This is a genomic window from Pseudomonas sp. Nvir (assembly GCF_963778085.1).
In the GTDB taxonomy this organism is placed as follows: Bacteria; Pseudomonadota; Gammaproteobacteria; order Pseudomonadales; family Pseudomonadaceae; genus Aquipseudomonas; species Aquipseudomonas juntendi.
Map to the genome: position 1 here is coordinate 3,445,695 of NZ_OY970405.1, position 21,623 is coordinate 3,467,317.

A 21,623-nucleotide genomic window follows, 5' to 3' on the forward strand; every position below is an offset into this window, starting at 1 on the left:
CGCGCCCCAGGGCTGGCGCCTGGCGCGAACTGAACATGCTATTGGTGGCGATATCTGACACCTAATGTAAAAATGTCCGACGCAGAGAGCCATGCACAGTGGCATCAAACTCGCACTGCACTGTACAGGTCGCCTATGCAGTACACCCTGCAATTGCCTGGCGATACGCACCCTGAAGGCCCCGAATGCTCGAACTACATCCAGACTCCTCGACCCCGTTGGTGAACCAGATCATCGACGCGCTGCGCGAGCTGATCGATAACCAGACCCTCAAGCCTGGCGCCAAGGTGCCCTCGATTCGCGCCTTTGCCGCGAGCTACTCGGTGAGTACCTTCACCGTGGTCGAGGCATACGATCGCCTGGTGGCCCAGGGCTTGCTGGTGAGCCGGGGCAATGCAGGTTTTTTCGTCAACCGCGCGGCAGCCGAGCTGCTGGATCAGCACAACGCCGAGGCCGACACCAGTCGACCAACGTTCAACTCCGAGTGGTACCTGCAACAGATCTTCGAGATCCGTCAGTTGCCCTACAAACCCGGATGTGGCTGGCTGCCCAACGACTGGATGTACGAAGAGGGCCTGCGCCGTGGCCTGCGCCAGGTGGCTGGCAGCCCGCTGGAACTGTCGGGGTATGGCGACCCCATGGGCCTGCCGGAGCTGCGTGCACTGACCGCGCAGAACCTGCAGCAGGAATTGTCGATAGTGGCCAACCCGGCACAGCTGATGCTGACCCACGGCGCCAGCCAGGCGCTGGACCTGGCCGCACGCACGCTGGTCCGGCCGGGGGACGTGGTACTGGTGGACGACCCGGGCTACCCGAACCTGATGAGCATCTTGCGTACCCAGGGCGCGACGCTGGTCGGCGTCCCGCGTACCCCGGCGGGCTACGACCTGAACCAGTTGGAGCAGTTGCTCGCCCATCACCGCCCGACGGCGTTCTTCACCCAGCCGCATTTGCACAGCCCGACCTGCTCGCGCACCCCGCTGCCGCAGCTGCACCGGCTGTTGCAGCTGGCCAGCCAGCACGGCTTCCGCCTGGTCGAGAACAACCTGTACGCCGACATGGTCGCCGAGCCGCAGCCCTGCCTGGCCAGCCTCGACCACCTGCAGCAGGTGGTGTACGTAGGCAGCTACTCAAAGAGCATTTCGCCCAATGTGCGCGTCGGCTACATGCTGGCCAACCCCGAGCTGATGCAGAAGCTGCTGCAGCTGAAAATGCGTTCGGGCCTGACCACATCGCAGGTGATGGAGCGTGTGGTCTATGCCGCGGTCATCGACGGCCGCTGGCGCAAGCACCTCAAGCGTCTGCGCCAGCGCCTGGCGGAGGCGCATCAGGAAGTTGGCCGGCATCTGCATCGATTGGGCTTCGAATTGTTCATCGAATCCGACGAAGGCATGTACATCTGGACCCGCCATCCGGCGCTCCCGGACAGCGCGGCATTGCTGGACGACGCGCTGGAGAAAGGCATCATGCTCGGGCCTGGGCAGTTGTTCATGGTCGATGCCAAAGCCACCGGCTGGATGCGCTTCAACGTGGCGTTCAGCACCGACCCGGCGATGTGGGAGTTGCTGGAGAAAGTGTTGGTCAAGCATGTGCGTCGGGCTGGGCTTTAAGCCATACCGGTCGTGTGAACTTGAGATCGAGCGCCGCCCGCGCGGCGCATCGCGAGCTGCGCTCGCTCCTACGTTTGTTTCGGGCCAATTATTCCTGTGGGGTTTGCGCGCGAACCATTTGGCGCATGCCTCAATATCGCGCCGTACAAACATGGCGGTCGCGCGCGCCTCTACGTTTGTTTCGGGCCAATTATGCCTGTGGGGTTTGCGCGCGAACCATTTGGCGCATGCCTCAATATCGCGCCGTACAAACATGGCGGTCGCGCGCGCCTCTCCCAGACCTCACTGGCCCGAAACAAACGTAGGAGCGAGCGCAGCTCGCGATGCGCCGCGCGGGCGGCGCTCGATCTAACAGGCGCTGCATATCTTATGGCAACCACCTGTCAGCCCTGATGCGATCCCTGTGGGGTTCATCCCCGAAATAAACAGCCTGGTAGCACTCACCGCCAATCCGCTTTGTCAGCAAAAAACGCCCGAGCATTCGCCTCCAGGCTCTGCAGATGGTACCCGCCCTCCTGAACGATCAGGCATGGCAAGCGCAATGCGCGGATACGCTCGCCCAACACGGCAAAGCCCTCGGTCGTCACCGCCACCTTGCTCTGGGGGTCCAGCTCATAAATGTCGAAGCCCAGCGACAACACCAACACTTGCGCACCAAAATCCTTCACCGCAGCCAGTGCCGTGTCCAGCCGGCTCAGGAAGTCCGCTTCGCTGGCGCCGTGGGGCATCGGCAGGTTCAGGTTGTACCCCTCCCCCTCACCACGGCCGCGCTCGTCCTCGAACCCGGCCACGCCTGGGTAGAAGTTGGTCGGGTCGCCGTGCACCGACACATACAGCACATCGCGCCGGTCGTAGAAGATTTCCTGGATGCCTTGCCCGTGGTGCATGTCGGTGTCGAGCACCGCCACCCGGCTGTAGCGGCCGCGCAAGGCCTGGGCAGCGACGGCAGCGTTGTTGATGTAACAGAAGCCACCCGCCGCATCGAACCGCGCATGGTGCCCCGGAGGCCGGCACAGCGCGTAAGCCGCGGGCTCACCCTCGGCAATGGCCTTGGCGCCAGCGACCGCGCTCTGCGCGGACCAGTAGGCCGAATGCCAGGTACGCTCGCCTACCGGACAACTGCCATCGGCCAGGTAGCGCGCGGCCTGGGCGAGAATGCCACGCAAGGCGTTGGGCTCACGCACGAAGATATTGGACATGACCTCGTCGCCCCAGTCCTCGGGCACTTCCTTCCAGCGCGCATGGGCTTCTTCGAGGAAGGCCAGGTAGGCCTCGCCATGCACCGCCGCCAGCGGCTGCAGGCCAGCATCCTCTGGCTGGCGGATGTCGAAGCCAAGGTCCTTGGCAGCCTGCAACAGGCGCTGGGCGCGCTCGGGCACTTCCTGGGGGGTGCGCATGGCGCCACGCGAGTAGTAGCTGCGCGGGTGATGCAGCAATTGTTCAGGGTGGAAGTAGCAACGCATCAGGCTTCTCCTGGTTCGACACGGCCGGCGCGGGCCAGCACGGCATTGAGCAATACATCGGCACCCTGGCGGGCATCGTCGGGCAGCACATCCTCGGCTTCGTTGTGGCTGAGGCCGCCGATGCAGGGAATGAACACCATCGCCGTCGGGCAATAGCGGGCCAACAGGATGGCATCGTGCCCAGCGCCACTGACGATCGACTGCTGCGCATAACCCAGGGCATCCACCGCTTGCTGAACAGCGGCCACACAGTCCACGTCAAACGGCGTGGCCGGGCTGACCCAGTGCCGCTCGATGCGCACCTGCAAACCGCGCTGGCGGGCGATGGCCTGCAGCGCCAGGGTCAGGTCGCGTTCCATGGCCTCGATGGTTTCATCGCGGTGGTGGCGCAGGTCCACCGTGAATTGCAATACACCGGGAATGGTGTTGCGTGACGACTTGGCGATGGTCAGCTCGCCGACAGTGGTCAGCGCCTCGGGGGCATAGTCTGCCGCCAGCCGCTCGAGCGCCTGAATCATCTGCGCCGCACCGTACAAGGCGTCCTTGCGCAACGGCATCGGCGTGGTGCCGGCGTGCGCGGCCATGCCTTCGACGGTCACATCCAGCCAACGAATAGCCTGACCGCCGCTGACCACACCAATGGCCTTGGCGTTATCTTCAAGGATCGGGCCTTGCTCGATATGCGCTTCAAAATAGGCATCCACCGGCCCGCCCAGCGGCCGCTGGCCAGCGTAACCGGTACGCTGCAACGCGTCGGCGACGCTGATGCCTTGCGCATCGCGTATGGCCAAGGCTTGCTCCAGCGCCAGGGTGCCGGTGAACACGGCCGAACCGAACATCGCCGGGGTAAACCGGGCGCCTTCCTCGTTGGTCCACACCGCGAGCTCCAGCGGCTTGCGGGTGCTGATGCCCAACTCGTCGAGGCGGCGCACCACCTCCAGCCCCGCCAGCACGCCGTAGACACCGTCGAAACGGCCGCCCTCCGGCTGGGTATCCAGGTGGCTGCCGATCATCACCGGGGCGGCATCGGGGTCGGTGCCAGGGCGGCGCGCGAACAGGTTGCCGATGGCATCCACGCTCAGCGTCAGGCCCGCTTCGCGGCACCAGTGGCTGAACAGCTCACGGCCAGCCTTGTCTTCGTCGCTGAGGGCCAGGCGGCAGCTGCCACCGCGTGCGGTGGCGCCGATTTCGGCCATGGCCATCAAGCTCGCCCACAGGCGTTCGCCATTGCTTTTCAACATGTGCAGGTACTCCAGAATGAATCGGTTCGCTCAGGCCAGCTCAAGCTGCTGGCTGCGCGCGTACTGGCGCGCCAGGGCAAGCACGCAGACCAGCGAAAGGGTGGCGATCAGCGTGTAGAACACTGCCATCGGCCACCACTGCCCTGTGAAATGGTGGGCCAGCCAGGTGCCGATCAACGGGGTCAGGCCCCCGGCGATGGCGCCACACACCTGGTAGGCCAGGGAAATGGCGGTATAGCGCACACGGGTGTCGAACATGCCGCTGACGTAGCCTGCGATGACCGCGTAGAACGAGGCCATGCAGGCAGCGGCCAAGGCGATGCCGAGCACGATCAACGGGCCTTGGCCCGAGCTGACCAGGGTGAACATGGGGTAAGGCGAGGCCATGGCCAGCACGGCCACCAAGGCCAGGAAGCGAGTGGCGCCGAGCTTTTCCGACAGCCAGGCAGCCAAGGGCTGTACGCAAAACTGGATGATCGCCACGAAGAACAGGCACTCCAGGATCAGCGAGCGCTCCAGGTGCAACTGCTGTGTGGTGTAGCTGATCATGAAGGTATTGGTGAAGTAGACCCCGGCAATGCCCAGGGTGTTGGCACCGATGCACAGCAACAGCGGGCGCCAGGCGCTGCGCAGCACCTCGAAGACCGGGGCCTGCTCCTTGCGCCGGGCTGTTTCTGCCTGCTCGCGGCTGGCGATGAACTCGGGCGACTCGTTCACCCCCAGGCGAATGGCCAGGCCGACCAACAGCAGCAAGGCGCTGGCCAGGAACGGCACGCGCCAACCCCAGCTCATCAGGTCTTCTTCCGGAAGGCGGGTGACCGCGCCAAAAGCCAGCAGTGACAGAATCAGGCCCGCCGGGCTGCCGAGTTGGGCGAACGAGGCGAAGAAGTTGCGCCGCCCTTTAGGGGCATGCTCGCCGGCCATCAGCACGGCCCCGCCCCACTCGCCGCCCACCGCAATGCCCTGGACGATGCGCAGCAGCACCAGCAGCACCGGCGCGCTGGCGCCGATTTGCGCATAGGTCGGCAACAGGCCGATGCACACCGTGACGATGCCCATCATCAGCAAGGTGATGACCAGCGATTTTTTGCGGCCGATACGGTCGCCCACATGGCCGAAGACGATTCCGCCCAGCGGCCGGGCGAAGAAGCCCACGGCGAAGGTACCAAACGCTGCCATGGTGCTGAACAGGCTGTCATCGGAGGGGAAGAACAAGGCACCGAACACCAGGGCCGCGGCGGTGGCATAGATGTAAAAGTCGTACCATTCGATCATGGTACCGATGAAAGCGGCGGCAGCGGCACGGCGTGGCTGGGCGCAAGTGGCGGGCTTCATGGGGGCTCCTTTGCTTGTTGTTCTGGCAGGAGTGACGGGAATTCACGGTCGCGCTCTGGCGGCGCTTGGCTTGCGGGCCTCGATGCCTGTGATTTATCGGGCCAGGGCTATGATTAGTCAATTTTCTATTTATTATTCCAACTATTAACCCTGCTTATCATAGAGCCTTGCCATGTCTGACCGCCTGCTCAACGACCGCCTCGACTGGAACCTCCTGCGTACCTTCCGCGTCATTGGCCAGGAACTGTCCATCAGCCGCGCCGCTGCCCGCCTGCATCTCACCCAGCCGGCAGTCAGCCAGGCCTTGAAGCGCCTGGAAGAACAGCTTGGCCGCCAACTCATCGCCCGCCGTGGGCCGCGTTTCGTGCTGACCGAAATGGGCGAACAGCTGTTCCAGCTGGCCGGCGAGGTGTACGGGCAGATGTCGCAGATCGGCAGCCTGCTGGCGCAGCCCACCGACGAACTGGTGGGCAAGGTGCGCTTGCTGATGATCAGCCGCATCGTCAGCGACCGCTTCGACGACTTCCTGGCCGACTTCCATCGCCAGCACCCACGGGTGGACCTGGAAATCGACGTGATGCGCAGCTCCGACATCGTCGCAGCTTTGCAAGAGAAAACTGCCAGCGCAGGCTTGAGCTTGAACCGGCGCGCCCAGCCCAGGCTGGAGCAACGGCTGTTCCTGCGCCAGCGTTACGCGTTTTTCTGTGGCAAGCACCATGCACTGTTCGGCCAGGCCGAGGGCGACTTGCAGCGGGAGAACTTCGTCAGCTTCACCAGTGACCAGATTGGCGGCATGTTGTCGCCACTGACCATTTTCCGCGACCAGCAGGGCTTTGCCGGGCGCATCGTGGCCTCGTCACCCAGCCTTGAGGAAGTGCGCCGCCTGGTAATTGCCGGGTTTGGCATCGGCTGCCTGCCCGAGCACGTGGTAGCGCCGGATGTTGCAGCTGGGCTGCTGTGGAAGCTGCACCCGCAGGAGGGCATTGCCGATGTGGACATTCACCTGTTGTGGAACCGGGAGCAGCGCTTCAGCCGGGCCGAACAGGTGTTCATCGAGGGGCTGCAACAGCGCCTTGACTGACCTGCAGCGCCACTACCGGCGCTGCCAAGCGCGCATCGCGCCGGTGGCCTTGGCCGCCTTGTAGTGCAACTTGGATCCGATCAGGGGAAAGGGTATGCTGATACATAGCTAAATGCCATCACCCAGGCCGGCGCGATGCCTGCCTTCAAGGACGAACCCTTTGCCCAGCCACCCTACCCGCCATACCATTGCCCGCCAGTGGCAATTGCTCAAGCTGCTGCCAGGGCGCCACCCGGGCGTGAGCTCCACCCAGTTGCAACGTGCCCTGAGCGGCGTGGGCCACACCACCAGCAAGCGTACCGTAGAGCGCGACCTGGTCGAACTGGCCGCCCTGTTCCCGCTGCAATGCAACAGTAAGGGCATGCCCTATGGCTGGTACTGGCAACCGGGCCTGAGCCTGGAGCAAGCGCACCAGTTGCAACCCGACGCGCTATGCCCGGCGGCCCAGGTGGAGCTGCGCGCCTGGGTCGATGACGCCCTTGCCCGGCGCCTGGAGCAGGCGCCGCTGTCGGCCGACATGCAACTGACCGCGCAAGCCGACGGTGGCGCTGTGCTGGTGGCCACGGTAGACGACAACCGGGCGCTGATGAGCTGGCTACTGTCCCAGGCCGGCGCTATCCGCGTGCAGGCCCCCAAAGCGCTGCGCCTGGCCATGCTGGCGCAATTGCGCCAGAGCCTGGCCCTGCACGAAACGGTTGGTTGAAACCGTTGGCGGGCGCTACTGGCGCAGCCGCTCCAGCGCCTGCAGCACGAACGCGGTAGCGCGCTCCACCTGCCCTTCCCGGCAGGCGATACCCAACTGCCGCCACAGCCCGGGCCGCAGCGGCCGGTGGGCAATGCGCTGATCAAGCTCAGCGGCCTCCCCCTCCTGCGGCAGCAACGTCGCGCCATACCCGGCACCGACCAGCTTCTTGATGGCATCGTTGTAGTTCAGCTCGATACGCGGCTCCGGGTGCAACCCCGCCGCCGCAAACCACTCGTTTGTCACCCGCGACAGCTGGGTAGTGCTGTCATTCAGGATCAGCGCCCGTTGCGCCAGCCACGCCGGCGCGATCTTGGCCGGGGGCTGCCAGTCGGCCGGCACGTAGGCCAGGATCGGGTCGCGCCGCCAGGGTGTTACGGCCAGCCCCTTGACCGCCACCTGCGGCAACGCCACCAGCGCGACATCCAGCGTGCCCTCGCGCAAACGCGCCAGCGACGCTTGCGAAGTGAGCACCTGCACTTGCACATCGATCCCCGGATGCTCCACCCGCAAGGCGGCCAACGCCTGTGGCAGCAGGTGGGCGATGGCCCCGGTCGAGGCCCCCAGGCGTACCCGGCCGCTAAGGCCCTGCACCTGGCGGCGAACTTCGTCCAACGCCAGGTCCGCGTCGGCCAGCAAGCGGCGGGCGCGGGCCAGCAGCGTTTCACCGATGGCCGTGGGCCGTACCTGGCCGCGGGTACGGTTGAGTAACGGGGCGCCGACGCGCGCCTCCAGCTCGGCCACGTGCAGGCTGATGGTGGGCGGCGCCAGGTTGAGCTGGCGAGCCGCCTCGGCAAATGAACCCAGGTCGCTGATGACCACCAGCGTACGCAGGCGGTCGAGGCTGATTTCGCGCATGGTCGCTGCGGCTTCCTCACAAAACAAAGACTGACGGCTGAATGCCAAGGCAGCTTTCAGGGGCAGGTTCACCGCCAAAAGGCCAGCACATCGTTCAGAGAATCTGAATGCGGTGGTCATGATATTCAAATTTTCTTTATAAACGCCACCCGCGAACATAGGCCATCCCCTCCCCAACCCGGACCCCGACCATGCATACCCCTGTTGTCTTCATCGACGGCGACCAAGGCACCACCGGCCTGCAGATCCACGCTCGCCTGCAAGGCCGCAGCGACTTGCGCCTGCTGACCCTGCCCGAAGCCGAACGCAAAGACCCTCAACGGCGTGGCGAGGCGATCAACAGCGCCGACATCGCCCTGCTGTGCCTGCCCGATGCCGCCGCGCGCGAAGCGGTGGCCGCCATCCACAACCCGCAGGTGCGGGTGATCGACGCCAGCTCGGCACACCGCACCAGCCCAGGCTGGGTGTATGGCCTGCCCGAACTGGACCCGCACCAAGCCGAACGCATTGCCCAAAGCAAGCGCGTCAGCAACCCCGGCTGCTACCCCACGGGCGCCATCGCGTTGCTGCGCCCGCTGGTCAAGGCCGGCCTGCTGCCTGCCGATTACCCGCTGAACATCCACGCCATTTCCGGCTACTCCGGCGGCGGCCGCGCGGCGGTAGAACGGCATGAACAGCCCGCTGCCGACAAAGCTCCGGCCTTGCAGCTGTACGGCCTGGACCTGGCGCACAAGCATGTGCCCGAGATCCAGCAGCACGCCGGGCTCTCGGCACGGCCCCTGTTCATGCCTGGCTACGGCGCCTACCGCCAGGGCATCGTGCTGAGCATCCCGCTGCAGTTGCGCCTGCTGCCCGGGCAGGTCAGCGCCGATCAGCTGCAAGCCTGCCTGGAACAGCATTACCAGGGAGCCCGCCATGTTCAGGTAATGCCCCTGCACCAACAAGGTGGCGCGGCCAACCTCGACCCTGAAGCCCTGAACGACAGCAACGACCTGCGCCTGGCGCTGTACGCCAACCCTGAACACGGCCAGGTGCTGCTCACCGCCATCTTCGACAACCTGGGCAAAGGCGCGTCGGGCGCGGCGGTGCAAAACCTGGACTTGATGCTCGGCGCACTACAGGCACGCGGCTGATGGGTCAAAACCGGTTAGACTGTACAGCCCGCGCCCTCCCGGTGCGGGCTGTACAGTCCAACCGCCGGAGCCTGCCCCCCGATGTTCATCCTGAGCCGCCTTGACAGCGTGCCGCCCGAGTCTTTCCAGAACCAGATCCGCGAGCTGGTGATTCACAACGTCGGTGAATTGAGCAGTGTCGCGATCAGTGCAGACAACCCGCTGTACCCGCTGTACCAGTACGGCGTCGGCATGGAGGTGCACCAGTACCTGCAAGCCCTGGACGGCACTCGCGGCCTGGCCGTGGCACTGACCCTGGCACTGGATGCCGATGCGCCTGACCAGTTGTTGGGCTTTGCCTTGTCGCTACCCGCCGAGGACGATGAGCAGGCCTGTGCCCTGGCATTCATGGCCGTACGCGCCAGCCATCGCCGCCAGGGCATCGCCCGGGCGCTGCTGGGCGACCTGCAGGCGCGCCATGCCTGCGTCGAGCTGAACGCCTTCGCCAACCAGGTACCGTGGTTCGAAGCCATGGGTATGCAGGTGGTGGCCGCCAAGGGTCCGCAGGTGCTGATGAGCAGCACCGGCCAGGCCAGCGGAGCACTGATCGGCCGCCTGGACATCGCCCCCATCTACCAGACCGCCGAGGTGCTGCAGATTCATACCTACCTGCTCAACCAGCAAGGCGAAGATGCGATGATCGAAGCGGAGCAGATGCGCGACGAGCGGCTGGACGCGCTGACCGCACAGGCGCAGGAGTGTGTGCGCCAGCGCCAGCACGTGCACTGATCGCACCGTCAAGCACAACGCTCAGGGCCGCACCGCTCAAGCTCGGCGCGGCCCGGCGGCTCAGCCATGCACCCAGCGCCGGTGCAGCCCGCGCGCCAGGGCATCGAGCAGAAAGCCCAGCACACCGATCAACAGCACCATGGCCATCAGCTCGGAGTACGCCAGGCGGTCGCGGGTATCGAGAATGAAATAGCCCAGCCCTGCACTGACGCCCAGCATTTCGCAGGGCACCAGCACGATCCACAAAATCCCGATGGCCAGGCGCACGCCCGTCAGCACATGGCCTATCACCCCCGGCACGATCACCTTGCACAAGGTTTCCCAACGCGTGGCACTCAGGCTGCGGCTTAACTGCAGCCAGCGCGGGTCCAGTTGCCGCACCCCGGCGGCGGTGTTGAGCAGGATCGGCCACAACGCGGCGAACGCCAGCAAAAAGTAGATCGGCTGGTCACCCACGCCCATCAGCATCACCACCACCGGCATCCACGACAACGGCGAGATCATGCGCAGGAACTGGAATGCCGGCGTGGTCGCCGCCTCCAGGTGCCGGTAGCTACCTACCAGCAACCCCAACGGCACACCGATCAGCAACGCCAGCAACAAACCCACCAGGATGCGCTTGAGGCTGACCCAGATATGCCCGTAGACCTCGCCCTGCCCCAACAGCTCGACCAGGCTGGCCAACGTGGCCTGCGGTGCAAACCGGGCCGACAGGCCATCGGCCTGGCCGAACACGGCGACCCCGGCCCACCACAGTGCCAGCAAGCCCAGCAAGCCGGCCAGGCCAAGCCCGGCATGTACCACGTGCGTACGCATCAGACGGCGAACTCCTCGCTGCGCTCGTAGTTGTCGGCTATGCCGAACACCGACGGCCCGCCCACGGCGGCAATGGCGTTACGCACGAAGCGGTCATCCACCAGGTCGCGGGCAGTCTGCGCCGGGTCCAGGCCGGCGAGGAACGCGTGGTCACCTTCGATCAGGGTGTGCTGCAAGCGCTGGACCAGTGCTTCGGTGTAGCTCGGGAACGGGTAAGGCTGGAAATCGATGCGCTTTTCGTCCCACTGCTGGTGGCGAATAGCGCCGCTGGCGATGTAGCCGGCACGGTCCTCGGCCGCCGGGGCAAGGACCTTGGCCAGCACCGCCGGGTCATGGGGCGTGTACTTGTTGGCGCCAGCACGCGACAGCAAGGCTGCTGCTTCGGCGCGGTGGTCGCGGGTCCAGTGCTGGGCCTTGACGATGGCATTGACCACCTTCTGCGACCACTCGGGGCGGTTGTCGAGGTCGTGTTCGTGCATGAACACCACGCAGCAGGCATGGTTGCGCCAGACATCGCCCGTGAAGCGCTGCACGCGGCCAACCTTGAGGTTCTCGGCCAGGGCGTTGAACGGCTCGGCGACGATGTAACCGGCTATGCGCTTGCTGGCCAGGGCCGGTGGCATGTCGGAGGGCGGCAACACCAGCAGGTTCACTTCATTGTCTGCCAATGCCGCATTGGCCGGCTTCGACACCGGTGTCAGGCCGTTGTCGTTGAGCATCTGCTGCAGCACGACGTTATGGATCGAGTACCAGAAGGGTATGGCCACGGTCTTGCCACCCAACTGCTTCATGTCTGTGATGTCGGGGGCGACGGTCAGGCCCGAACCGCCCACGTGGTTCCACGCCACCACCTTGGCCGGCACCTTGCTGGCATAGCGCGCCCACACGGTCATCGGCGACAGCAGGTGAATGACGTTCACCTGACCAGAAATGAACGCCTCGATCACCTGTGCCCAGCTGCGCAGCAATACCGGGCGTTCGGCCTTGATACCCTCGGCTTCGAACAGGCCATTGTTGTGCGCCACCAGCAAGGGCGTGGCGTCGGTGATAGGCAGGTAACCGATACGTACCGGCGCGTCCGGTTCTGCAGCGGCGCGGGCCTGCAGGCTCGACAGCAACGGCAGTGCACCGGCGGCGGTGAGCATGGCGCCCAGCTTGAGAAAATCACGTCGTGAAGACGAGGAACAGCAGTCATCCATGCACATGGGCAGCCTCCGAGGCCTGTGGGGTTGGGGTGGGTTCGACCGTGCGGCTTGCTCGCCGGAGCGTCTTGAGGATTTCGATGCGCAAGGCGCCCAGCTCTTCGACCCGCTGCGTGCGCGGCTGCGGCAGGCCGATCTGCCATTGGCCGAGGATGTGCGCTGGATGGTCGCCCAGCAGCAGCACACGGTCGGACAGCAACAGGGCTTCGTCGATATCGTGGGTGATCAGTACCGCTGCCGTGTTGTGGGTGGCGATCAATTGCAGCAGCAATTGCTGCATGTCGGCACGGGTGACTTCATCCAGTGCGCCGAACGGTTCGTCGAGCAATAGCACTTCGGGCTGCCGTGCCAGGCAACGGGCCAGCGCGGTCCGCTGGGCCATGCCGCCAGACAGCTGCGCCGGGTAGTGGCTGCGGGCATGGCCCAGGCCCACGGCGGCGATAGCGTGGTCGATACGTGCACGGCGTTCGGCAGCCGCCAGCTTGGGCTGGCGAGCGAAGTCCAGGCCGAAGGCGACGTTTTTCTCCAGGCTCAGCCAAGGCAGCAGGCTGGGGTCCTGGAAGGCTACCGCCAGGCGCGGGTGTGGGCCCTGCAGCGGCTCGCCATGCAGCCGCACGCTGCCACCACCCGGCTGCTGCAGGCCGGCCAATACCCGCAACAGGCTGGACTTGCCAACGCCGCTGGGGCCCAGAATGCTCACCACCTCGCCGCGCCCCAGCTGCAGGTCGAACTGCGCCAGCACTTGCTGCCAGCCGCCCTCGCCCGGGTAGCCCAGGCTGACGTCACGGGCTTCGAGCAACATTGCACTCATGCCCCGCCTGCCTGGCGGTGCAGCTCGGCCCGCAGCTGCACCAGGCTGGGCGTGACGATCGGCACGAACGCCGATTCGCGCCAGCGGCGGGCAAAACCTTCGCCATACTCGCTGAGGTAGGCTTTGCCACCACTGGCCTGCAATTCCAGTTGCACCGCGTCGGCGGCACTTTCGGCCAGGGTGATGCGCAGCTTGAACAAGGCCGCCGGTTGTTGCAGGAAGCGGCCATCGAGCAAACCTTGCTTGAGTTCGCTGACGGTATTCTCCAGGCGCTCGCTGAGCACCTGGCGGGCTTCGTCCAGGAATGAGGCACGCCCCTGCAGCTGGGCCTGCACTTCGTCCAGTGCCCGGCGCGCCAGGCCAATGGCCATGCCGCACTGCAACCCCAGGAAGGCAGGGCGTACCTGCGGCAGGAACGCGCGGGCATTGTCGTGCAGCAACCAGTCACGTGCCAGCGGCACCTGGTGGAAGGCCAAGGCAGCGGTGTTGCTCGACTGCAAGCCCATCAGTTGCAAGTCGTCGGAACGTTGCAGGCCCTGGGCATCCGAAGGAATGGCCAGTACGAACGGAGCACCGCCCGCGTCGTCCTCGATGGCCGCCGCTACCACGAACCCACTCTTGCGCAGGTTGGTCACCCAGTGCAGGCGGCCCTCCAGGTGCCAGCCATCGCCCGCCGGGCGGCCGCGCACTTGCAGGGCTTCGATGCCAGAGAGGAACTTCATGGCATTGGACAGGCCGGTGGCACCGGCCAGCTCGCCGGCCAACAGCTGTGGCAGCAAGCGCGCGCGCAGCGGCTGGTTGGGGCTTTGCAACAGGTACTCGATAAAGGCGCGCTGGCCCCAACACACGAAAGCGGCAGCCAGCGAGCGGCTGGCAATGGCAGCGATGGCCTCGACGGCGTCGGTCACCTGCCCGCCCGTACCGCCCAGGGCCGGGTCGACGCCCACGCGCAGCAGTTGCGATTCGGCGATTTGCGCCAGCACGTGCTGCGGCTCGCACAGGCCCCGATCTATGGCCTCGGCATTGGCATCCAGCCACTGTCGAAATGCACAATCCTGCATGGTCTTGCTCCTTTGAGAACGCCGGGCCGCCTGGCGGCCCCTTTGCGGCACATGGCCGCTCCTACAACTACCGCTGTACCGCCGCTAGCAGAGGCAGATCATGCAGTGGGCTGCCAGCGGTACTTGCCAAGCTCGTCATTGAGCGGCGTTTGGGCGAACACATTAGCAAAGTTGCACAGGGTTGCGAGGCTCACGCCAAGAATCACTTCCAGCGCATTGCCTTCGCTGAAGCCGGCATCCCGGAATGCCTGGTACGTGGCCTGGCTCACATTGCCGCGGGTCGCGATCACTTCGCGGGCGAAGGCGGCCAGGGCTTCGTAACGGGCATTGGGCAGCTCGCCGCGGGCCCGCAGGGCATCGACCACCTCCTGCGGCAGCTTGGCCTTGTTCAACGCCACGGCGGTGTGCCCCGCCACACAGAAATCACAGCCATGTTGGGTGGCGGCAATCAGTTGCACCACTTCGCGGTCGGCCAGGCTCAGGTCGGACTTACCATTCAATGCCGAAACGGTCACGTAGGTTTCCAGTGCCGCTGGCGCGTTGGCCAGCACCCCGAGCAGGTTGGGGATGAAGCCCGAATTCTTCTGCGCGTTCTCAAGGAACGGGCGCGCTGCTTCCGGGGCGCTTTCCAGGGTGTGTAAGGTAATGCGCGAGGACATGGAGTGGTCTCCCTGATGGATGTCACTACAGTCTGGTGGTTATAAGAAGTACCCTCCATATTCATCAGTCGCCTTTCCTTGCTCCTGAGTCTTTGCATTAGATGATTTCGTCCGCCGCGCTCGTCGATTGGTTATTAGAAGGTCTGGAGCTGGATGCCAGCCTGTTTCATGTCGGCCGCTACTGTGGCGGCTGGCACGCCAGCACCCAGGGTATGGGCCGTGCCAGCTTCCACTTGGTGGTGCAGGGCGATTGCTGGCTGCACCTCGACGGCCAGGCGCAGCCGGTGTGCCTGAGAAAAGGCGACGCCGTATTCCTGTTGCGCGACCTGGGTTATCGCCTGTCCAGCGACCAGGACGCGGCAGGCGCCTGTGCGCAACCGCGTCAAACCATGCAGGCGCTGGACGGCGACGCCAGCGATGGGGTCGGCCTGGTCTGTGGCTTCTTCCGTTTCCAGTCGGGTTTGTCTTCGCTGATTGTCGAGGGCCTGGCCGACTGGATCCTGCTGCGTGCCGAAGACCCCGCCGGGAGCGCGGCGGGGGCGTTGTTCGGGCTGATCCTGGACGAATGCCAACGCCAAACCGGGCCTTCGCAAACCTTTCTGGAGCGCCTGACGCACTTGCTCTTTCTGTATGCACTGCGCCAGCAAGTGCATGCCGGGCAGCCCCTGGGCGGGCTGATCGCGCTTGCTCGGCAGCCGGCGTTCGCCGGGTTGCTCGAGCAACTGATCGAGCAACCCGGCAAAGCCTGGACACTGGAGAGCATGGCGGCCTGCACCGGGTTGTCGCGCTCGGCTTTCTTCAAACGCTTCAGCGAGCTGGCCGGGCAGTCGCCAGGCCAAGTGCTGCTGGCGTTGCGCATGCGCCATGCTTGCCGGTTGCTGCAGGCGGGCAACACGGTGGAGCAAGTGGGTGCACAGGTGGGGTACCAATCGGTGGCCGCTTTTACCCGGGCCTTCGCCAAGGCAGTGGGCATACAGCCAGGGGCCTACCGGCGGGGCCACGAAGGGCGTTAAGCGGCTCTACTGCGCCGAAAGCCGACTTGCGAGGCGCCACGTTGAAGCTGACTTCCCGGATAAAACTGACAATTTTCCTTGGTTTTATCAGCAGATCCCGTAACTTGAATGTCTGTTCAAGGATGATGGTCATATGGCATCATCGCATCCAAAAACAGTAAAGAGGGTGAGACCTACAAACGACTTTGCGGTGCATCCCGAGCCTGGCGCCACTGCGTTTACACCGGTAGCCGCCTGCGTTCTCGAGGCCTGCACGCCACCATCAAGGAGTACTTCATGCAGTTAAGGAATTTGAAGATCGGCATTCGCGCAGCAAGCGCATTCACCCTGTTGGGCGTTCTGGTGCTGGTGATGGGCCTGATCGCACTTTACGAGACCCGGCAGATGGACAGCGCTACGGACGAGATCCGGGTGACCTGGATGCCGGCAGTGGTAGCCCTCAGTGGAATCAGCACCGACCTGGGCCGCGCCCGCGCCCTTACGTTACGTGCCGCGCTCGACGACAACAGCGATGATCGCAAGCGCAACCTGCAGATGCTGGACAGCATCAACATCGAGCTTTCCAAGGGCTTGAAGCATTACGCTGGCATGGTGGCTGCCACCGATGACCAAAACCTGTTCAACGCTTTCATGACTGCCCATCAGCAGTATTCCGACGTACAGGGGCGTGTGCTGCAGGGGCTCACCAGCGGGCGGATGGACGACGCCAGGCAACTGATCAGCGGGCCGCTGACCCAAAGCGCCGATAGCATGATGCAGGCCATGACCGCGCTGATTGCCTACAACGGCACAAGTGCCGAGCAAGCCTCGCAGCGCAGCAGCGATGTGGCTGACGAAGCGTTCCAGGCGCTGATAGGCGCGCTGTTGGTGATTGTACTGGCGCTTGCCGCCATCGCCACCCTGCTCACCCGCAGTATCGTGCGGCCGTTGGCCGAGGCCGTGGCCGTGGCTGAACGCGTGGCCACCGGCGACCTGACTCGCGAAATACAGGTGGTGGGCCGTGACGAACCGGCCTTGCTGCTGCGCGCGTTGAGCCGCATGCAGACCAGCCTGCGCGATACCATTCGGCAGATAGCCGCCTCGTCCGACCAACTGGCCTCGGCGTCCGAAGAGCTGCACACCGTTACCGAAGACACCAGCCGCGGCTTGCACCAGCAAAGTGCCGAAATCGACCAGGCGGCCACGGCCGTCAACCAGATGACCGCGGCGGTCGAAGAAGTGGCCAACAATGCGGTGAGCACCGCAGACGCCTCCAGAGGTGCCGACCAGACTACCCGCGATGGCCGCGACCGGGTCAACCAGGCGCTGGCCTCCATCCAGCACCTGGTGGCGGACGTGACCGGCACTTCCAGCGAAATCGAACAGCTGGCCAGCAATGCCAACGAGATCAGCCGGGTGCTGGATGTGATCGGTGCAATTGCCGGGCAGACCAACCTGCTGGCGCTCAACGCCGCCATCGAAGCCGCCCGCGCCGGTGAGGCAGGCCGTGGCTTTGCGGTGGTGGCGGACGAAGTTCGTGCCCTCGCCCACCGCACCCAGCAGTCGACGGCCGAAATCGAGCAGATGATTGCCGGGATCCAGAACGGCACCGAGCGCGCGGTGACCGCGATGCACAGCAGCCAGGGGCGTGCCACGGGCACGCTGGAAGTGGCCGAGGGCGCCGGGCAGGCGCTGGAGGTGATTGCCGAAGCGATGGCCTCGATCAACCAGCGTAACCTGGTGATAGCCAGTGCCTCGGAACAACAGGCGCAGGTGGCCCGTGAGGTGGACCGCAACCTGGTGAATATCCGTGACCTGGCCATGCAGACCTCGGCGGGGGCCAACCAGACCAGTGCGGCAGCGCAGGACCTGTCGCGCCTTGCCGTGGACCTGAATGGCATGGTGGCACAGTTCAAGGTCTGATCTGAGATAGCCGGGGCCGCATCGCGGCCCATCGCAGGCAAGCCAGCTCCCACAGGGATCGCCTTAGGGCTGACAGGTGTTTGTCACAAGATATGCAGTGCCTGTGAGATCGAGCGCCGCCCGCGCGGCGCAATCGCGAGCTGCGCTCGCTCCTACGTTTGTTTCGGGCCAATTATTCCTGTGGGATTCGCGCGCGAACGCCTTGGTGCATGCCTCGATATCGCGCCGTACAAACAAGGCGGCCGCGCGCGCCTGTCACAGGCGTTACTGGCCCGAAACAAACGTAGGAGCGAGCGCAGCTCGCGATTGCGCCGCGCGGGCGGCGCTCGATCTCCCTGGCACTGCATATCTTGTGACAAACACCTATCAGCCCTGATGCGTCCCCTGTGGGAGCTGGCTTGCCTGCGATGGGCTGCGAAGCAGCCCTGTTGCAGCCACACGTGACTATCAGTCGTTCACACTCAAAACCCGCCCCGCCTTCTCGCCAGCCTTGCTGCGCGTGGCCAGGCAGTAATACAGCGGCACCGTCACCAGCAAGCCGAACAGCCAGGACAAGTCGGCGCCTTCGACCAGGTTGGAGTACGGCCCGACATACAGCGAGGTATTGGCAAACGGCAGCTGCACCAGGATGCCGCAGGCATAGGCAACGATTGCATGGTGATTGAAGCGGCCATAGATGCCGCCGTCGGCACTGAAGATCGAGGCGATGTCGTACTGGCCCTTCTTGATCAGGTAGAAGTCGATCAGGTTGATCGAGGCCCACGGCACCAGCACCAACAGCAGCGCCAGGATCAGGCCGATGAACTGGCCGATGAAATCTGCCGAGGCGTTCAGCGCGACCATACCGCAGCCCAGCAGTATGACCGAGGCCAGGATCACCCGAACCTTCACGCTGGGGGTCCACTGGGCAACGAAGGTCTGGATTGCAGTCACGATCGACAACACCGCGCCATACAGGTTGAGGGCGTTGTGGCTGATGATGTTGAGCAGGAACAGCACCATCAGGATCGGCCCCAGCCAGCCGGTGGCCTGCTTCACCGCGTCCATCGCATCGGTGCCTTGCGGCACGCACAGCACCGCCACCGCACCAAAGCTGAAGCACAAGATGGTGCCCAGGGTAGCGCCGAAATAAGTCGCCCAGAACGGCTTGGCAATGCCGACTTCACGCGGCAGGTAGCGTGAGTAGTCGGAGGTATACGGCGAGAAGCTGATCTGCCAGATCACACCCAGCGAGACGGTGGCGATGAAGCCCGACAGGTTGAAGGCGCCGCGGCTGAAGAAATCGGCAGGCAGGTCCTGGATGAACATCATGATGAAGCCGGCCAGCAGTGCCGAGCCCATCACCCAGGTGCCGATACGGTTGAGGATGTGGATGAAACGGTAGCCGATCACGCCGATGGCGGTGGCGCTCAAGGCGCCGATCACGATCGCCCCTGGCATCGGCACACTCGGGCTGATGCCGTGGATGGTCTTGCCGGCCAACACGATGTTGGAAATGAAGAAGCCAACATAGATCAACGCCGTGAAGAACACGATCAGCAAGGCGCCATAGCGGCCGAACTGGCCACGGCTCTGCACCATCTGCGGAATGCCCAGCTGCGGTCCCTGCGCAGAGGCCAGGGCGATGACCACGCCCCCGACAAGATGGCCCAGCACGATGGCCACCAGCCCCCACAACAGGTTCAGGTGGAACACCTGTACCACCATGGCACCGGTGACGATCGGCAGTGGCGCAATGTTGGTACTGAACCAGAGGGTGAACAGGTCGCGCGCCTTCCCATGGCGCTCGGCAGGTGGCACATAATCGACCGTGTGATTCTCGACAAACTGGTGTTGCGACGACGGTTGGGACATGGTTTTCAGCTCGAAAGGTCGTTTTTATCGTTGTAAGGAAACCGCATCTAGGCGGCCTCTCAGCTGCGGACCATATTATGGTATTCCAAACTTTTGACAACACTGATCCGCACGAAAAAGCGGCCTCTGTTCTGCTTGAAAAACCCCTTCGACAAACCACCACACCGAGCAAAGCCCCGTATTCCGTGGCTTTTCGCCGCTCATCGTGAAAATGTGCGGCTGAAAATTCTGCTTGCAAAATAGGTATTACGGTATACCATCAGACACATCAACGATAAAAACCGCGGACCACCGCAGCCTTTTAGAGGTAAACCCGATGATCGACGCAACCGTCTACAAGAACGTCCTGGGCTCCTTCCCGTCCGGCGTTACCGTCATCACCACCCTGGACGACGACGGCTCGGTCGTCGGCCTGACCGCCAGCGCATTTTCCTCCCTGTCGATGGAGCCGCCGCTGGTGCTGTTCTGCCCCAACTACAGCTCCGACTCCTACCCGGTACTGATCAAGCAGAAGCGCTTCGCCATTCACCTGCTCTCGGGTGAGCAGCAGGCACACGCCTATGCGTTCGCCAAGAAAGGCAAAGACAAGGCCAACGGTATCGAGTGGACCCTCAGCGAGCTGGGCAACCCGATCCTGGCCGGCGCCACGGCGGTGATCGAGTGCGAGCTGTGGCGCGAATACGAAGGTGGCGACCACGCCATCATGGTCGGCAAGGTGCACAACCTGATCGTTCCAGCCCAGGCGCCGCGGCCGATGGTGTACTGCCGCGGCAAGATGGCCAGCCTGCCGGCCTTGGCCTGAAGCCCATTGTGAATCGAGACAGCTGGCGCCCCCCTGCCTGGCGCCAGCCCCTTTCAAGCGTTGAGGAAAGCCCCATGAAATTTTCGTTGTTCGTACACATGGAACGTTGGGATGAACAGGTCAGCCACCGCCAGTTGTTCGAAGACCTGACCGAACTGACCCTGATGGCCGAAGACGGCGGTTTCAGCACCGTGTGGATCGGCGAACACCACGCCATGGAATACACCATTTCGCCAAGCCCGATGCCATTGCTGGCGTACCTGGCGGCACGCACCGAAAAGATCCGCCTGGGTGCCGGCACCATCATCGCGCCGTTCTGGAACCCGATTCGCGTGGCAGGTGAATGTGCCCTGCTCGACGTGATCAGCAACGGCCGCATGGAAGTGGGCCTGGCCCGTGGCGCGTACCAGTTCGAATTCGACCGCATGGCCGGTGGCATGCCGGCCACCGACGGCGGCAAGGCCCTGCGCGAGATGGTGCCGGTGGTGCGCAAGCTCTGGGAAGGTGACTATGCCCATGACGGCGAAGTCTACAAATTCCCCACTTCCACCAGCGTACCGAAGCCGTTCAACGCTACGCCGCCCATGTGGATCGCCGCCCGCGACCCGGACTCGCACAACTTTGCCGTGGCCAACGGCTGCAACGTCATGGTCACGCCGCTGATGAAGGGCGACGAAGAAGTACTCGACCTGAAGAACAAGTTCCAGGCCGCCCTGGACAACAACCCCGACGTACCGCGCCCGCAATTGATGGTGCTGCGCCACACCCACGTGCACAGCCCGGCCGAGCCGGACGGCTGGAAGGTCGGGGCCCAGGCCATTTCACGCTTCTACCGCACCTTCGATGCCTGGTTCGGCAACAAGACCACCCCGGTCAACGGCTTCCTGGAGCCAAGCCCGGAGTCCAAGTTTGCCGAAGTGCCGGCGTTCCAGCTGGAGAACATCCGCAAGAACACCATGATCGGCACCCCGGAAGAGATCATCGCGCGCATCCGCTATTACCAGGAGCTGGGTGTCGACGAGTTCAGCTTCTGGTGCGACAACAGCCTGCCCCACGCCGAGAAGAAGAAGTCCCTCGAACTGTTCATCAAGGAAGTGGTACCGGCGTTCGCCTGAATTCCCATTGCCTGAAACATTGCGGGACACAGCCCGCTCCCGTAGGCCCATGCGGCTTGCGCGAGCGGGCTTTTTTAGCGGCAAGCTGCAAGCTGCAAGCTGCAAGCTGCAAGCAAAAGCAGATCTGCTTTCGACTTTCGACTTTCGACTTGCAGCT

General features: G+C 64.3%; 19 protein-coding genes. 9 read left to right on the forward strand and 10 right to left on the reverse strand.

All coding sequences use genetic code 11. From position 1 onward, the window contains the following. The first annotated feature begins 185 nt into the window (after nucleotides 1-185). Nucleotides 186-1,610: an aminotransferase-like domain-containing protein gene (locus AACG97_RS16665; protein ID WP_054881119.1), complete on the forward strand. Its 1,425-nt coding sequence runs from the start codon at nucleotides 186-188 to the stop codon at nucleotides 1,608-1,610. 440 nt (nucleotides 1,611-2,050) lie between these two features. Here AACG97_RS16665 and AACG97_RS16670 read toward each other — a convergent pair whose 3' ends face one another. Genes AACG97_RS16670 through AACG97_RS16680 form a run of 3 tightly spaced genes read right to left on the reverse strand, consistent with a single transcriptional unit; the run spans nucleotide 2,051 to nucleotide 5,649 of the window. Continuing rightward, on the reverse strand, nucleotides 2,051-3,073 hold the full coding sequence (locus AACG97_RS16670) for a histone deacetylase family protein (protein WP_047150259.1): 1,023 nt from the start codon (nucleotides 3,071-3,073) through the stop codon (nucleotides 2,051-2,053). After that, nucleotides 3,073-4,314: a Zn-dependent hydrolase gene (locus AACG97_RS16675; protein WP_115294239.1), complete on the reverse strand. Its 1,242-nt coding sequence runs from the start codon at nucleotides 4,312-4,314 to the stop codon at nucleotides 3,073-3,075. The genes AACG97_RS16670 and AACG97_RS16675 overlap by 1 nt, the downstream gene beginning before the upstream one ends. A gap of 30 nt (nucleotides 4,315-4,344) precedes the next feature. Beyond that, nucleotides 4,345-5,649 carry an MFS transporter gene (locus tag AACG97_RS16680; protein WP_009685588.1) on the reverse strand — a complete coding sequence of 435 codons (1,305 nt, stop codon included), beginning with the start codon at nucleotides 5,647-5,649 and terminating at the stop codon, nucleotides 4,345-4,347. 172 nt (nucleotides 5,650-5,821) lie between these two features. Between AACG97_RS16680 and AACG97_RS16685 the strand changes: the two genes are divergently transcribed. Then, the gene (locus tag AACG97_RS16685; protein WP_009685589.1) at nucleotides 5,822-6,730 is read left to right on the forward strand and encodes a LysR family transcriptional regulator; all 909 of its coding nucleotides are present in this window, start codon (nucleotides 5,822-5,824) and stop codon (nucleotides 6,728-6,730) included. Nucleotides 6,731-6,890: 160 nt separating this feature from the next. Continuing rightward, nucleotides 6,891-7,433: a WYL domain-containing protein gene (locus AACG97_RS16690; protein WP_009685590.1), complete on the forward strand. Its 543-nt coding sequence runs from the start codon at nucleotides 6,891-6,893 to the stop codon at nucleotides 7,431-7,433. Between the two features lie 15 nt (nucleotides 7,434-7,448). Here the strand turns inward: AACG97_RS16690 and AACG97_RS16695 are convergent, their stop codons facing one another. Then, complete coding sequence (locus tag AACG97_RS16695) at nucleotides 7,449-8,330, reverse strand: LysR family transcriptional regulator (RefSeq protein WP_009685591.1); 882 nt, start codon at nucleotides 8,328-8,330, stop codon at nucleotides 7,449-7,451. A gap of 191 nt (nucleotides 8,331-8,521) precedes the next feature. Here AACG97_RS16695 and argC point away from each other — a divergent pair, with 191 nt between their 5' ends. Beyond that, nucleotides 8,522-9,463 carry an N-acetyl-gamma-glutamyl-phosphate reductase gene (gene argC / locus AACG97_RS16700; RefSeq protein WP_009685592.1) on the forward strand — a complete coding sequence of 314 codons (942 nt, stop codon included), beginning with the start codon at nucleotides 8,522-8,524 and terminating at the stop codon, nucleotides 9,461-9,463. Between the two features lie 81 nt (nucleotides 9,464-9,544). Beyond that, nucleotides 9,545-10,231, forward strand: a complete 687-nt coding sequence (locus AACG97_RS16705) for a GNAT family N-acetyltransferase (protein WP_009685593.1) — start codon at nucleotides 9,545-9,547, stop codon at nucleotides 10,229-10,231. A 60-nt stretch (nucleotides 10,232-10,291) separates the two neighbouring features. Here the strand turns inward: AACG97_RS16705 and AACG97_RS16710 are convergent, their stop codons facing one another. The 5 genes from AACG97_RS16710 to AACG97_RS16730 all read right to left on the reverse strand — a co-directional run bounded on the left by AACG97_RS16710 (nucleotide 10,292) and on the right by AACG97_RS16730 (nucleotide 14,780). Then, nucleotides 10,292-11,047, reverse strand: a complete 756-nt coding sequence (locus AACG97_RS16710; RefSeq protein WP_009685594.1) for an ABC transporter permease — start codon at nucleotides 11,045-11,047, stop codon at nucleotides 10,292-10,294. Then, nucleotides 11,047-12,252 (reverse strand): ABC transporter substrate-binding protein, encoded by a 1,206-nt coding sequence (locus AACG97_RS16715; RefSeq protein ID WP_144188543.1) that lies wholly within the window; start codon nucleotides 12,250-12,252, stop codon nucleotides 11,047-11,049. Before AACG97_RS16715 ends, AACG97_RS16710 begins: the two co-directional genes overlap by 1 nt. Beyond that, nucleotides 12,239-13,060, reverse strand: a complete 822-nt coding sequence (locus AACG97_RS16720; protein ID WP_225786253.1) for an ABC transporter ATP-binding protein — start codon at nucleotides 13,058-13,060, stop codon at nucleotides 12,239-12,241. Before AACG97_RS16720 ends, AACG97_RS16715 begins: the two co-directional genes overlap by 14 nt. After that, complete coding sequence (locus tag AACG97_RS16725; protein WP_197886322.1) at nucleotides 13,057-14,121, reverse strand: acyl-CoA dehydrogenase family protein; 1,065 nt, start codon at nucleotides 14,119-14,121, stop codon at nucleotides 13,057-13,059. The genes AACG97_RS16720 and AACG97_RS16725 overlap by 4 nt, the downstream gene beginning before the upstream one ends. A 98-nt stretch (nucleotides 14,122-14,219) precedes the next feature. After that, complete coding sequence (locus tag AACG97_RS16730) at nucleotides 14,220-14,780, reverse strand: carboxymuconolactone decarboxylase family protein (protein WP_009685599.1); 561 nt, start codon at nucleotides 14,778-14,780, stop codon at nucleotides 14,220-14,222. Between the two features lie 101 nt (nucleotides 14,781-14,881). Between AACG97_RS16730 and AACG97_RS16735 the strand changes: the two genes are divergently transcribed. Next, nucleotides 14,882-15,793, forward strand: coding sequence for an AraC family transcriptional regulator (locus AACG97_RS16735; protein WP_009685600.1), 912 nt, complete (start codon nucleotides 14,882-14,884; stop codon nucleotides 15,791-15,793). 276 nt (nucleotides 15,794-16,069) lie between these two features. Next, a complete protein-coding gene (locus AACG97_RS16740) occupies nucleotides 16,070-17,695 on the forward strand; it encodes a methyl-accepting chemotaxis protein (protein WP_033690930.1) in 1,626 nt (541 codons plus the stop codon). Nucleotides 17,696-18,142: 447 nt separating this feature from the next. Here AACG97_RS16740 and AACG97_RS16745 read toward each other — a convergent pair whose 3' ends face one another. After that, entirely contained in the window at nucleotides 18,143-19,549 is a 1,407-nt protein-coding gene (locus AACG97_RS16745) for a purine-cytosine permease family protein (RefSeq protein ID WP_064314766.1), read from the reverse strand. 316 nt (nucleotides 19,550-19,865) lie between these two features. On the opposite strand from AACG97_RS16745, the gene AACG97_RS16750 reads away from it, so the two are divergent. Together AACG97_RS16750 and AACG97_RS16755 are read left to right on the forward strand one after the other, a co-directional pair. Then, on the forward strand, nucleotides 19,866-20,351 hold the full coding sequence (locus AACG97_RS16750; RefSeq protein ID WP_009683734.1) for a flavin reductase family protein: 486 nt from the start codon (nucleotides 19,866-19,868) through the stop codon (nucleotides 20,349-20,351). 74 nt (nucleotides 20,352-20,425) lie between these two features. Then, nucleotides 20,426-21,466: an LLM class flavin-dependent oxidoreductase gene (locus AACG97_RS16755; protein WP_009683733.1), complete on the forward strand. Its 1,041-nt coding sequence runs from the start codon at nucleotides 20,426-20,428 to the stop codon at nucleotides 21,464-21,466. Nucleotides 21,467-21,623 lie beyond the last annotated feature (157 nt).

Coding starts and splice junctions, on each gene's coding strand:
- AACG97_RS16665 (WP_054881119.1), top strand. CDS start 186: ATGCTCGAACTACATCCAGACTCCTCGACCCCGTTGGTGAACCAGATC.
- AACG97_RS16670 (WP_047150259.1), bottom strand. CDS start 3,073: ATGCGTTGCTACTTCCACCCTGAACAATTGCTGCATCACCCGCGCAGC.
- AACG97_RS16675 (WP_115294239.1), bottom strand. CDS start 4,314: ATGTTGAAAAGCAATGGCGAACGCCTGTGGGCGAGCTTGATGGCCATG.
- AACG97_RS16680 (WP_009685588.1), bottom strand. CDS start 5,649: ATGAAGCCCGCCACTTGCGCCCAGCCACGCCGTGCCGCTGCCGCCGCT.
- AACG97_RS16685 (WP_009685589.1), top strand. CDS start 5,822: ATGTCTGACCGCCTGCTCAACGACCGCCTCGACTGGAACCTCCTGCGT.
- AACG97_RS16695 (WP_009685591.1), bottom strand. CDS start 8,330: ATGCGCGAAATCAGCCTCGACCGCCTGCGTACGCTGGTGGTCATCAGC.
- argC (WP_009685592.1), top strand. CDS start 8,522: ATGCATACCCCTGTTGTCTTCATCGACGGCGACCAAGGCACCACCGGC.
- AACG97_RS16705 (WP_009685593.1), top strand. CDS start 9,545: ATGTTCATCCTGAGCCGCCTTGACAGCGTGCCGCCCGAGTCTTTCCAG.
- AACG97_RS16710 (WP_009685594.1), bottom strand. CDS start 11,047: ATGCGTACGCACGTGGTACATGCCGGGCTTGGCCTGGCCGGCTTGCTG.
- AACG97_RS16715 (WP_144188543.1), bottom strand. CDS start 12,252: ATGTGCATGGATGACTGCTGTTCCTCGTCTTCACGACGTGATTTTCTC.
- AACG97_RS16720 (WP_225786253.1), bottom strand. CDS start 13,060: ATGAGTGCAATGTTGCTCGAAGCCCGTGACGTCAGCCTGGGCTACCCG.
- AACG97_RS16725 (WP_197886322.1), bottom strand. CDS start 14,121: ATGCAGGATTGTGCATTTCGACAGTGGCTGGATGCCAATGCCGAGGCC.
- AACG97_RS16730 (WP_009685599.1), bottom strand. CDS start 14,780: ATGTCCTCGCGCATTACCTTACACACCCTGGAAAGCGCCCCGGAAGCA.
- AACG97_RS16735 (WP_009685600.1), top strand. CDS start 14,882: ATGATTTCGTCCGCCGCGCTCGTCGATTGGTTATTAGAAGGTCTGGAG.
- AACG97_RS16740 (WP_033690930.1), top strand. CDS start 16,070: ATGCAGTTAAGGAATTTGAAGATCGGCATTCGCGCAGCAAGCGCATTC.
- AACG97_RS16745 (WP_064314766.1), bottom strand. CDS start 19,549: ATGTCCCAACCGTCGTCGCAACACCAGTTTGTCGAGAATCACACGGTC.
- AACG97_RS16750 (WP_009683734.1), top strand. CDS start 19,866: ATGATCGACGCAACCGTCTACAAGAACGTCCTGGGCTCCTTCCCGTCC.
- AACG97_RS16755 (WP_009683733.1), top strand. CDS start 20,426: ATGAAATTTTCGTTGTTCGTACACATGGAACGTTGGGATGAACAGGTC.